The organism is Paraperibacillus esterisolvens, from assembly GCF_046237625.1.
Lineage (GTDB): Bacteria > Bacillota > Bacilli > Bacillales > DSM-1321 > Paraperibacillus > Paraperibacillus esterisolvens.
The window spans coordinates 97,501-109,228 of sequence record NZ_CP143545.1 but is presented as its reverse complement, the minus strand read 5'-3'; the positions used below and the strand labels follow the sequence as shown (position 1 = coordinate 109,228).

The following is an 11,728-nucleotide window of genomic DNA, read 5'->3' as shown; positions in this document are numbered from 1 at the left end:
CTGATTGAAAAGGCTTATGCCCTTTCCTGCTTTTTGGCCTCGTTAACGGGAGGCAGACCGCCTTGCATACTGGACTCCTGAAAGTCTTTTCCGCGAAGGGCTCGAGGGTGCATTTCCAAAAACGAGAGGCATGAACCACTCTCAGCCGGTGATGGTTCTCTCTGGGAAGCTTCGTCTATGTACTTCTCCCTGTCAACGCAATTTCATCTGAATACTTAATACTATATTATATTTTTGCCAAAATGTTAATTTAAAAAATCAGCAAGACGGGAAAGTATTTTCTCTTTGCCAAGCAGTTCGATGGTCTTTGGCAGGTCAGGGCCGTGTGTCTGCCCTGTCACCGCTGCCCGGATTGGCATAAACAGCTTTTTCCCTTTCTGGCCTGTACCCTTTTGGACAGCTTTCATGGCCGCCTTGATATGTTCAGACGTAAAGTCCTGAAGACTCTCGACTTCAGCTCTGAAAGCCGAAAGCACCTCTGGCACCTGCTCCTCGCCAAGGACCGTCCTGCTTTCTTCATCAAGCTGCATTTCCTCTTCGAAGAACAGCCCTGAGAGTTCAACAATTTCGGCCCCGTAGCTCAGCTTCTCAAGCAGCAGATCTACCAAGCCATTCAGCCACTCACGACCATCCTCTGTCAGATGTTCAGGGAGCCTGCCTGCTTTTACAAGATGAGGGAAGCACAGCTCCACAGCCTGCGCCAAGTCCAGCTTTTTCATGTACTGGTTATTCATCCATAAAAGCTTCTGCTTATCAAACAGCGCAGGTGATTTGGAAAGCCTGGCTTCATCAAATGCCTGAATAAATTCTTCTTTTGTAAGAAGCTCTTCCTCACCTGAAGGCGACCATCCAAGTAGGGCAATGAAGTTGAATAAGGCCTCTCGAAGATAGCCAAGCTCCTCGTACTGCTCAATGAACTGGATAATGGTTTCATCGCGCTTGCTCAGCTTTTTCCTGCTTTCGTTTACAATCAGGGTCATGTGCCCGAATACAGGCGGTTCGAACCCAAGCGCCTCGTATATCATCAATTGTTTTGGGGTGTTGGAAATATGGTCATCCCCCCTGAGAACATGTGAGATTTTCATTAAATGATCATCGATTGTAACCGCGAAGTTATAAGTCGGCGTCCCATCCTTCTTCACGATTACCTGGTCGCTCATCCCCTCAGATTCAAACGAAACTTCTCCTTTAACCATATCGTTGAAGGAGAATACTCTGCCCTCAGGAACAGCAAAACGGATGCTTGGCTCACGGCCTTCAGCCTCAAGCGCAGCCCGCTCGCTGTCCGTTAAATGGCGGCATTTGCCGGAATATACGGGCGTTTCATTCCTTGCCATCTGTGCTTCGCGGTCTGCTGCCAGCTCTTCTTCAGTACAATAGCATTTATATGCAAGGCCTTTTTCCAGGAGCTCCATATAATACTTTCTATAAATCTCTGTCCGCTCTGACTGACGGTATGGGCCGAAGCCGCCATCGATGTCGACGCTCTCATCCCAGTCAATGCCAAGCCACTTCAAATACTTCAGCTGGCTTTCCTCGCCGCCTTCGATATTCCGCTTTTTATCCGTATCTTCTATCCGGATGATAAACTTCCCCCCCTTGCTGCGGGCAAAGAGATAGTTGAATAATGCTGTTCTTGCATTCCCTATATGTAAATTACCCGTTGGGCTGGGTGCATAACGGACTCGAATTTCGTTTGACATAGCTGCTGATCCTCCTATTTTTTGACTAGCAGCACGGCGGCCTGGGCTGCTATTCCTTCGCCCCGCCCCGTGAAGCCTAATTTTTCTGTTGTTGTTGCCTTAACATTCACCTGGTCTGGAGTGCCTTCAAGGAGCTCCGCTATCTTCGCTCTCATCGCTTCGATATGGGGAGCCATTTTCGGGCTCTGTGCGATGATGGTGCAATCTGCATTCCCAAGCACGTAGCCTTTTGCCTTTACAAGCTCCCAGACCTCCTTAAGCAGCCCGCTTGAGTCAGCATCCTTAAATAAGGGCGAAGTGTCTGGAAAGTGCCTTCCGATATCTCCTTCACCGATAGCGCCAAGGCATGCATCCGCAACGGTATGCAATAGCACATCGGCATCCGAATGGCCGAGCAGCCCTTTTTCATGGGGTATCGTGATGCCGCCTATAATCAGCGGCCTTCCTTCAACAAGCTGGTGTACGTCAAAGCCCTGTCCGACTCGAAACATTTACATGACTCCTTCTATGGCCGATTTGAATCATTTACCTTATTTAAGATCGCTTCGGCGAAATATAGATCCTCGGGTGTAGTAATTTTTATATTATCATAATTCCCTTCGACTACAGAGACGCTATGCCCCAAATTTTCAATCAGGCTGGCTTCATCCGTGCCGAGAAAATGTGTTTTTTTTGCCTCGGCATGTGCTTCTTTCAAAAGGGAAATACGAAAAGCCTGTGGAGTCTGCACTGCCCACAAGCTGGATCGTTCAACAGTTTCTATCACAGTATTATTTAAAGCCTTTTTGATTGTATCCTTTACAGGCACTGCAAGAATGGCAGCACCTGAGGAAGAGGCAGTCCTGACAAGCGCCTCAACCTGGTTCTGCTGGATGAAAGGACGGGCACCGTCATGGACAAGCACCATCCCTTCTGTTTCCTTAAGAGCCATAAGTCCGTTATACACGCTGTCCTGACGCTCTTTACCGCCTGCTATGAGCTGGATTGGCTTTTCAAAAGAATGGTCATTAATGATCTCTTCCAGGCTTTCCATGTCACCTGCTGCAGCCGGGAGGATAATCATCCTGCAGGCTGGATCACTGCTGAACACTTTAATTGTATACACGATCAGCGGGACGCCCTTCAGGGGAAGCAGCAGTTTGTTCCTGTCCGCCTTCATCCTGGTGCCTCTGCCTGCTGCAGGTATAATTACATCATAATTCATTGCCAACTGCTCCCATTCATTCACAGTGCTTTTTCTAGCATTTTCGGCTTGGCAAAAATCATCCTGCCTGCCGATGTCTGAAGTACACTCGTTACCATTACATCAATCCGCTTGCCAATATAATTACGGCCGTCCTCTACGACGATCATGGTGCCATCATCAAGATAGGCAATGCCCTGGTTCTGCTCCTTGCCATCCTTTATCACCTGGATGTTCATCTCTTCACCCGGCAGGACAACCGGCTTTACGGCATTGGCAAGGTCATTGATGTTCAAGACCGCCACCTTCTGGAACTCGCACACCTTATTCAGGTTAAAATCATTTGTGACGACCATGCCGCCTGTCAGCTTGGCCAATTTGACAAGCTTGGAATCCACTTCCTGGATTTCGTCAAAATCACCTTCATACATCTCAACCTTGACGGCAAGCTCCTTTTGAATCCTGTTCAGGATGTCCAGCCCCCGTCGGCCCCTGTTCCTTTTCAGGGCATCCGATGAATCTGCGATATGCTGCAGCTCCCCAAGAACGAATTGCGGGATGACGATGGTGCCCTCAAGAAACCCGGTCTGGCAGATATCAGCAATCCTTCCGTCGATGATCACACTTGTATCGAGGATTTTAAACTGATTTTTAATACCCTCTCCCTCTTCATCTTCATCCGGATCGTTTGCCTTCTTTTTATTGGTGCGGAACAGGCCTGACAGCTCATCGCGTTTCTTGAAGCCCACCTGGAAGCCAAGATAACCAAACAATAATGTCAAAAGAATCGGTGCAGCTGTATTAATGATTGGAACCTCAATCGCATTCAGGGCGAATCCAATCAGGAATGCAAGCAGCAGACCTACGAGAAGCCCGAGGCTCCCAAAGATAATATCTGTGATCGGTGCCTTCACAAGGGTCTCCTCAAACCATTTAATGAAATTAACCACATGATCAATCGCTTTAAAAGTAATTAGATAAAAAATGATAGCACCTATAATTGCAGTAACATAAGGGTTGTTAATAAATGTAATATCTGAAGCATGCAGAACCCCGAGTAATTCAGGAATTAAGAATATCCCCATTGTGCCGCCCGTTATTAAAAAACAGGCCTGAACAATTCGTTTTAACATCCCTTCACCTCCCTTAATCATTATAATCAAATATAAAAAATCGAAACACGGATTTTATGATTTCTGATATTTATTCAATTATTCTATGCGGCATTGCTGTATCTCCCTGCATCAACCTAAGGTTAGCACCGACTTATGGCGGGTGTCAAATGATTAAAGCCTAACATTTTAACATACAAGAGCGCCTGTTTCAAACTAGATTTTCCGCTCTGTCAGATGCTGCTCCCTGATCGAGCGGAGGCCGTCCTTGATTTTCTTCGCCCTGATGCCGCCGATGCCATCAACATCATCAAGCTCAGCGACCGTGGCATGGAGAATATTAGATAGTGTCTTGAACTGGGTGACTAGGTTTTCTATGATCAAAAGCGGAAGTCTCGGTATTTTATGCAGCAGGCGGTAACCCCGGGGAAACAGGCTGTCTTCGATTGGTGTATAACCTGGATAGCCAAGCAGCTTCATGATCATGCTGTCTTCTACAATCTCCAGGTTTGAAAACTCCTGGAGCTTTTGCAGTATTTCCTTGGATGATGCGCTTTTATCATATATATAATCCTGGATGATCAAGAACGCCTCATTTTCAAGATCTGTCAGCAGCTCGTTCATCTGCAGCCTGATCAGGCGGCCTTCCGTACCAAGCTCGTTCAAATAGGCGAGAAGCTCACCCTTGATCCGGAGGACCATGATGAAACGGTGCATCGCCTGGAGAACATCGCCATATGTAACAGCGTCTTCAAACTCGAGAAATCCAAGATGGGTGATGCTCTGCCTCAGTACAGCCTTATACTTCTCGAGGGTCTGTATCGCCTGGTTTGCTTTTGTGAGTATGACCGCCATGTCCTTCAGCGCGTACCGGAAGCTCCCCTGATATAATGTAATGACATTACGGCGCTGCGAAATGGCGACAACAAGGGCCTTTGTTTCCTTTGCCACCCTTTCAGCTGTTCTATGGCGCATCCCGGTCTCGGAAGATGGGGTCGAGGAATCCGGGGCGAGCTGGGCATTGGCAAGGATAATGGTATCCGCCTTCTCATTCAAAATGATCGCTCCATCCATTTTTGCCAGCTCATATAGATAACTCGAAGAGAAGGGAGCTTCTATATGGAAACCCCCATCCACTATATCTCTTACCCGCTCGTTGCACCCTACAACAATCAAGCCGCCTGTCTTGGCCCTTAAGACATTATCAATGCCTTCCCTCAAGGAAGTCCCGGGGGCCACCATCCGCAATATTTCTGTCCTGGTCTTATCCAGGTTTCTTTTATCACTCATACTTAACCTCCTAATGCGCATTGAAGGGCCTCGGATATAGTTGATACCCCGACAAGCTCCACCCCTTTTGGCACGCTCCAGCCGCCGAGATTATTCGCAGGGAGAATAATGCGGTCAAATCCAAGCTTAACTGCTTCCTGGACCCTTTGTTCTATTCGGGATACCCTCCTCACTTCCCCAGTAAGACCCACTTCGCCGATCAGGCAGTCTGTCTGGCGGGTAGGCTTATCCCTGAAGCTTGATGCGATGCTCACTGCAATGGCTAGATCAATGGCCGGCTCATCCAGCTTGATGCCTCCCGCGACCTTGAGATACGCGTCCTGGTTTTGAAGCAGCATGCCCACTCTTTTTTCCAGAACGGCCATGATAAGGGATATCCGGTTATGGTCGGTTCCGGTCGCCATCCTCCTTGGAGTACCAAAACTTGTGGGTGATATGAGAGCCTGGATTTCGACAAGCACCGGCCTCGTCCCCTCCATCGAAGCCACTACCGTCGATCCCGAGCCTCCCTGGGATCTCTCTTCAAGAAAAATCTCGGACGGGTTTTCCACTTCCTCCAGTCCGTTTTCCTTCATTTCAAAAATGCCCATTTCGTTGGTGGAGCCAAATCTATTTTTCACAGCCCTGACAATCCTGTAGGTATGGTGTCTTTCACCCTCAAAGTAAAGGACTGTATCCACCATATGTTCAAGCAGCCGCGGACCGGCAATCGATCCTTCCTTTGTTACATGCCCCACAATAAAAATCGCAATTCCGTTGGTCTTCGCAATTCTCATCAATTGTGCTGTACATTCACGTACCTGTGATACGCTTCCCGGCGCCGAAGTGACCTCAGCGTTGAATACAGTCTGGATGGAATCGATGATTACGAGGTCAGGTGCCACTTCTTTGATGGCCTGCCCGATATAATCCATATCCGTCTCCGAATAGACGAATAAATTGGCCGAAGTCACACCAAGACGCTCTGACCTAAGTTTCGTCTGCTTGACGGATTCCTCTCCTGATATATATAAAACCTTTTTCTCCTTATTGGCGAGCTGTGATGATACCTGAAGGAGCAGGGTGGATTTTCCGATACCCGGATCTCCTCCAATCAGTACAAGGGATCCGTGTACAATACCCCCGCCGAGGACGCGGTTCAATTCAATTAAATCCGTAGTGATCCTTGGTTCCTGAATGGTCGCAATGGAGGTGATCGGAGCAGCCTTCTGGCGTTCACCGCCAAAATCTTTGCCCTCTGAATGGGTGAATGCCCCCCTTCTTGCAGGCTTAACGATTTCCACTTCCTCAACCATCTTATTCCAATCTCCGCACCCTGGGCATTTTCCCATCCATTTGGCAGATTCATAGCCGCAGGAGCCGCAGATGAATTTTGTTTTCTTCTTAACCATACTTTTCCCCGCTTTATCTATAGTAAATTAAATTCCTGATTTCTCTCTACATATAAACATATTAACCTTAATTAAAGTTTAATCCTTCTTTAATCGGCAATCAAATTTTGACATATTATACTTTAGCCGAAGATCGCGGCCAACTTAAAAAGCAGGTACAACAATCGTGTACCTGCCGTGACTAGCCTTATTTCCGGGTATTTTCAACCGGGCGCACTGTCAGTTCGCCATCGGCTATATCAATTTGAATATTCTGGCCTTTTACTACATTGCCTTTCAGGAGCTCCTCAGATAAATAATCTTCAATATTCTTCTGAATGGCCCTGCGGAGCGGCCTTGCACCGTATTCAGGATCATATCCTTCCTCGGTTATCTTATCCTTGGCTGCCTCTGTCAGTTCCAGATGGATATCCTGCTCTTTCAGACGCTTCACCAGCGCATCTGACATGAGTGTGACAATTTCTTTCAAGTGAGCTCTTTCCAGGGCGTGGAAGACAATAATTTCATCAATCCTGTTCAAGAATTCAGGGCGGAATGCTTTTTTAAGCTCTTCCATTACTTTACCCTTCATATCTTTATAATCCTGCTTTTCATCCTGGATGTTAAATCCGACAAACTTGTTGCGCTTTAAGGTGTCTGCCCCTACATTCGAGGTCATGATCATGATTGTATTGCGGAAATCGACAGTACGTCCCTTGGAGTCTGTCAGCCTTCCGTCTTCAAGGACCTGAAGAAGGATATTGAAAACATCAGGATGGGCCTTTTCAATTTCGTCAAGCAGTACCACAGAATATGGTTTGCGGCGGACCTTCTCGGTAAGCTGGCCGCCTTCTTCATATCCTACATACCCTGGTGGTGAACCGACAAGACGTGAAGTGGAATGCTTTTCCATATACTCTGACATATCAATACGGATCATGGCATCTTCATCGCCAAAGATGGATTCTGCCAGCGCACGGGCAAGCTCCGTCTTACCAACACCTGTCGGGCCAAGGAAAATGAATGAACCAATCGGGCGTTTAGGATCTTTCAATCCGGCGCGGGCACGGCGGACAGCCTTCGCTACGGCAACAACCGCTTCATCCTGGCCGATGACCCTGGAGTGCAGGAGCTGTTCCATATTCAGGAGCTTAGCTGACTCTGTTTCCGCAAGCCTTGATACAGGAACACCCGTCCAGCTCGATACGACATTGGCAATGTCCTCGACTGTCACCTCGGTATTTTCCTTACCCTGTTTTTCTTTCCAGGTTTTCTTTGTCTCTTCCAGCTGCTCACGAATGCGCTGTTCTGTATCCCTTAAGGATGCTGCCTTTTCAAACTCCTGGCTCTGGACGGAAGCATCCTTCTCTTTTCTGACCTCATCAAGCTTCACTTCAAGCTCTTTGAGGTTTGGAGGAGTTGTATATGAACGCAGGCGTACTTTTGAGCCTGCCTCGTCTATTAAGTCAATGGCTTTATCAGGCAGGAACCTGTCTGAAATATACCGGTCAGAAAGCTTAACTGCTGCATCAATCGCTTCATCCGTGATGGATACGCGGTGATGTGCCTCATAACGGTCGCGGAGTCCGCTTAAGATCTGAATGGATTCTTCCACTGTCGGCTCATCGACCTGGATTGGCTGGAACCTTCTTTCAAGGGCAGCATCCTTTTCGATATATTTGCGATATTCATCCAGTGTGGTTGCACCGATACACTGGAGCTCGCCGCGGGCGAGTGATGGCTTCAGGATATTGGAAGCATCAATGGCACCTTCTGCCCCGCCGGCACCGATCAATGTATGCAATTCATCTATGAAAAGAATGATATTTCCTGCCTGGCGGATTTCGTCCATTACCTTTTTGAGGCGATCCTCAAATTCACCGCGGTATTTGGTTCCTGCAACTACTGTTCCCATATCCAGCGTCATGACACGCTTGTCACGAAGAATTTCCGGAACCTCATTATTCACGATCTGCTGTGCCAGACCTTCTGCGATGGCTGTTTTACCAACGCCTGGTTCCCCAATCAGCACCGGATTGTTTTTTGTGCGCCGGCTCAACACTTCGATGACCCTTGTGATTTCCTTGCTGCGTCCTATAACCGGATCAAGCGTCCCTTCCCTTGCAATCACGGTCAGATCGCGGGCAAGGCTGTCAAGAGTAGGTGTGCTTGCTGCACTAGATGTCCCGCTTTGATGGCTTCCGCTTTCATTGCTTCCAAGGAGCTGAAGCACCTGCTGGCGGGCCTTGTTCAAGCTCACTCCCAGATTGTTAAGCACCCTTGCCGCCACGCCTTCTCCCTCACGTATCAGCCCAAGGAGTACATGCTCTGTGCCAACATAGGAATGGCCAAGCTTCCTTGCTTCATCCATTGAAAGTTCAATGACTTTTTTTGCCCTTGGTGTATAGTGGATGGACTGGGCAGTATCCTGTCCCCTGCCAATCAGGTTTTCGACTTCCTTCTGGATTTTGTCAGCACCAAGACCCAGTGCATACAGAGCCTTGGCTGCAATCCCTTCACCTTCCCTAATTAACCCAAGCAGAATATGTTCTGTTCCAATATTGTTATGACCCAATCGAATCGCTTCTTCTTGAGCTAGTGCCAATACCTTTTGAGCTCTTTCAGTAAACCGGCCGAACATCATAGACAATTCCTCCTTGCTAACCCTAGTTTAGTTCTAAATTAAGCCTTTCGCGTATCAATGCGGCCCTTCTTATATCTCTTTCTTCAGGATTTAACGGCTCCCCGGCATATTGCTGCAGGAATCCGGGCTGAGTAAGAATCATCAGCTCATTCAAAATGGTTTTTGTTATGTTCTTTATAAATCCGAGGTCAATCCCAAGCCTTAAATCTGATAAACATTTAGCGGCTTCCTTAGTTTCAATGACCCTTGCGTTGGCAAGGATTCCATATGACCTGAATACCCTATCTTCTAATTGTATGTCAGAGGTTTTGACTAATGCTTCCCTTGCAGACCTTTCGCGTTCAATAATCTGTTCTACAACACCCAGCAAGTCTTCGACGATATCCTCTTCTGACTTTCCGAGGGTAATTTGATTGGAAATCTGAAAGATATTGCCCAGGGCTTCACTTCCTTCTCCGTATATGCCCCTGACCACCAGCCCCAGCTGATTGATGGCGGGGATGATCCTGTTGATCTGCCTGGTCAGAACCAATCCCGGCAGGTGCATCATGACCGACGCCCTTAAGCCGGTCCCTACATTCGTGGGACAGCTTGTTAAGTAACCCCGCTCCTCATCAAAGGCATAAACCGATTCTTCCTCGATCCAATCATCGATTTTTCCTGCCATCGATAATGCCTCATTTAACTGGAGGCCGGGATACAGGCATTGAATGCGAAGATGGTCTTCTTCATTGATCATGACACTGACCTCTTCGTTTTCCGACAGAAGCACGGCTCCGTATGGTGAATTTTCAGCGAGGTTCGGGCTGACTAGGTGCTTTTCCACCAGGACCCTTTTCTCCACTGGTTTCAAATTACTCATGGCATGCAGTTCCAGGCTGCAAATGCCGGCTTCTTTATTTCCTCCCTGGAATTGCCCTGCCCAGTCTATAATTTCTGCTGCCTCATTTTCCGAGAAAAGAATGGGAAACCTGTACTTCTTTAAATTCCTGGCGAGCCGTACCCTTGAACTCATCACAATATCCGAGTCAGGGCCTTCTTCGCTCATCCAGGAACTGACTGCATTCTGCAGGAAGCGCTCTAGGCTCATATCCCTTCACCTCCCTCTTGATGATCTCGGTTCGCATTCATTTCCTTTTCAAGCGTCCTGATTTCATCCCTGATGCCTGCCGCACTTTCAAACTCTTCCTGCTGGATAAGTTCCTGCAGCTGGGCTTTCAGTTCTTCGATCCTTTTCTTAAGCTTCATATTGCCTCCGGCTTTTTTGGGAATTTTACCGGTATGCCCCAGATTGCCGCTGTGAAGCCTTCTTAAAACTGGGCCCAGATGGTTCTTAAAAGTGCTGTAGCATTCTGCACATCCAAACCGGCCGATTTCCACAAACTGCTGATACACCATATGGCATTTAGGGCACCTTAGTTCCTCCCTGTGGGCAACAGGATTATGAGACGACTGAGTAAACGCATTTGCTCCGCCGTTCAGGAGGCCTCCCAATAGATCATTGATTGAAAAACCTGCATTACCGTTAAACAGAGACATTTCACCTTTTTCATAGGCACATCTCTCACAAAGGTGAACTTCTGATTTCTCTCCATTGACTACCTTGGTGAAATGAAGTGTAGCAGGCCTCTCTTTACATTCCTGGCAAATCATCCACACATCTCCCTCTTCAATTGACCGTTTATTTATACATTAACGTCTTAAGGGCTGCCCGAAGCATCCTTGCCCGAAGCATATCACGCTCTGGCAGCTCAATATACAGCACCGAGCGGTCCAGCACGCTTAGAATAATCTTCGCTTCCCTTATCGTTATGATTTCTTCCTCTGCAAGCCTTCCGATGATATGCTCGGCATTGGCCTGTGTTACCCGGTCTTTAATAATGGAAAGCAGCTGATCAATAACCTCAGCGGTATCCTTCAGCTGGACCTTCATAATCCGGATATATCCGCCCCCGCCACGCTTGCTTTCCACAATATAACCCCGCTCGACTGTAAAACGGGTATTAATAACGTAGTTGATCTGAGATGGCACACACTGGAACCGGTCGGCTATCTCGCTCCGCTTTATCTCAACAATATCACTCTCGCTCAAATGCAGAACTTCCTTCAAATAGCTCTCAATGATATCAGAGATATTTTTCATTGAACCTCCCCCAATCTGACTTTGACTATATTTGACTTTAATTATACATAGTTTACCCTGATTTCTCAACTTTTTAGCCATAAATTAAAGGAGGGTGAAAATTCAGTTATATGACCATTCTAGCCATTGTTTTATGTATTTATTAATAAGAAATGGATTTTTCTATAAAGATAAATACCCGTTATAGCTTTTATAAAAACATTGAGCTGAAATATAGGTGACTGCAATAGGATTCAGGCTGTTTTATTGGCGGAAACTTTCAGAATACTGTATGTTGAACAGC

At 47.3% G+C, this 11,728-nt stretch carries 10 protein-coding genes; all 10 read right to left on the bottom strand.

What is annotated here, in order from left to right; genetic code table 11:
• Positions 1-245: 245 nt before the first annotated feature.
• The 10 genes from gltX to V1501_RS00510 all read right to left on the bottom strand — a co-directional run bounded on the left by gltX (position 246) and on the right by V1501_RS00510 (position 11,445).
• The gene (gene gltX / locus V1501_RS00555; protein WP_409290961.1) at positions 246-1,703 is read right to left on the bottom strand and encodes a glutamate--tRNA ligase; all 1,458 of its coding nucleotides are present in this window, start codon (positions 1,701-1,703) and stop codon (positions 246-248) included.
• A 14-nt stretch (positions 1,704-1,717) separates the two neighbouring features.
• Entirely contained in the window at positions 1,718-2,194 is a 477-nt protein-coding gene (gene ispF / locus V1501_RS00550) for a 2-C-methyl-D-erythritol 2,4-cyclodiphosphate synthase (RefSeq protein WP_409290960.1), read from the bottom strand.
• A 14-nt stretch (positions 2,195-2,208) separates the two neighbouring features.
• Positions 2,209-2,907, bottom strand: a complete 699-nt coding sequence (gene ispD / locus V1501_RS00545; RefSeq protein WP_409290959.1) for a 2-C-methyl-D-erythritol 4-phosphate cytidylyltransferase — start codon at positions 2,905-2,907, stop codon at positions 2,209-2,211.
• 20 nt (positions 2,908-2,927) lie between these two features.
• Positions 2,928-4,019: a PIN/TRAM domain-containing protein gene (locus V1501_RS00540; RefSeq protein WP_409290958.1), complete on the bottom strand. Its 1,092-nt coding sequence runs from the start codon at positions 4,017-4,019 to the stop codon at positions 2,928-2,930.
• Between the two features lie 195 nt (positions 4,020-4,214).
• The gene (disA, locus tag V1501_RS00535; RefSeq protein ID WP_409290957.1) at positions 4,215-5,288 is read right to left on the bottom strand and encodes a DNA integrity scanning diadenylate cyclase DisA; all 1,074 of its coding nucleotides are present in this window, start codon (positions 5,286-5,288) and stop codon (positions 4,215-4,217) included.
• A gap of 2 nt (positions 5,289-5,290) precedes the next feature.
• A complete protein-coding gene (gene radA / locus V1501_RS00530) occupies positions 5,291-6,679 on the bottom strand; it encodes a DNA repair protein RadA (protein ID WP_409290956.1) in 1,389 nt (462 codons plus the stop codon).
• 187 nt (positions 6,680-6,866) lie between these two features.
• Positions 6,867-9,302 carry an ATP-dependent protease ATP-binding subunit ClpC gene (gene clpC / locus V1501_RS00525; protein WP_409290955.1) on the bottom strand — a complete coding sequence of 812 codons (2,436 nt, stop codon included), beginning with the start codon at positions 9,300-9,302 and terminating at the stop codon, positions 6,867-6,869.
• Between the two features lie 22 nt (positions 9,303-9,324).
• Positions 9,325-10,392 carry a protein arginine kinase gene (locus V1501_RS00520; RefSeq protein WP_409290954.1) on the bottom strand — a complete coding sequence of 356 codons (1,068 nt, stop codon included), beginning with the start codon at positions 10,390-10,392 and terminating at the stop codon, positions 9,325-9,327.
• Entirely contained in the window at positions 10,389-10,955 is a 567-nt protein-coding gene (locus V1501_RS00515; RefSeq protein ID WP_409290953.1) for a UvrB/UvrC motif-containing protein, read from the bottom strand. Before V1501_RS00515 ends, V1501_RS00520 begins: the two co-directional genes overlap by 4 nt.
• A 28-nt stretch (positions 10,956-10,983) precedes the next feature.
• Positions 10,984-11,445, bottom strand: a complete 462-nt coding sequence (locus V1501_RS00510) for a CtsR family transcriptional regulator (RefSeq protein WP_409290952.1) — start codon at positions 11,443-11,445, stop codon at positions 10,984-10,986.
• Positions 11,446-11,728 lie beyond the last annotated feature (283 nt).

Excerpts from the sequence above, each read along its gene's own strand:
- clpC (WP_409290955.1), bottom strand. The coding sequence starts at position 9,302 with ATGATGTTCGGCCGGTTTACTGAAAGAGCTCAAAAGGTATTGGCACTA.
- gltX (WP_409290961.1), bottom strand. The coding sequence starts at position 1,703 with ATGTCAAACGAAATTCGAGTCCGTTATGCACCCAGCCCAACGGGTAAT.
- ispD (WP_409290959.1), bottom strand. The coding sequence starts at position 2,907 with ATGAATTATGATGTAATTATACCTGCAGCAGGCAGAGGCACCAGGATG.
- ispF (WP_409290960.1), bottom strand. The coding sequence starts at position 2,194 with ATGTTTCGAGTCGGACAGGGCTTTGACGTACACCAGCTTGTTGAAGGA.
- V1501_RS00515 (WP_409290953.1), bottom strand. The coding sequence starts at position 10,955 with ATGATTTGCCAGGAATGTAAAGAGAGGCCTGCTACACTTCATTTCACC.
- disA (WP_409290957.1), bottom strand. The coding sequence starts at position 5,288 with ATGAGTGATAAAAGAAACCTGGATAAGACCAGGACAGAAATATTGCGG.
- V1501_RS00510 (WP_409290952.1), bottom strand. The coding sequence starts at position 11,445 with ATGAAAAATATCTCTGATATCATTGAGAGCTATTTGAAGGAAGTTCTG.
- V1501_RS00520 (WP_409290954.1), bottom strand. The coding sequence starts at position 10,392 with ATGAGCCTAGAGCGCTTCCTGCAGAATGCAGTCAGTTCCTGGATGAGC.
- V1501_RS00540 (WP_409290958.1), bottom strand. The coding sequence starts at position 4,019 with ATGTTAAAACGAATTGTTCAGGCCTGTTTTTTAATAACGGGCGGCACA.
- radA (WP_409290956.1), bottom strand. The coding sequence starts at position 6,679 with ATGGTTAAGAAGAAAACAAAATTCATCTGCGGCTCCTGCGGCTATGAA.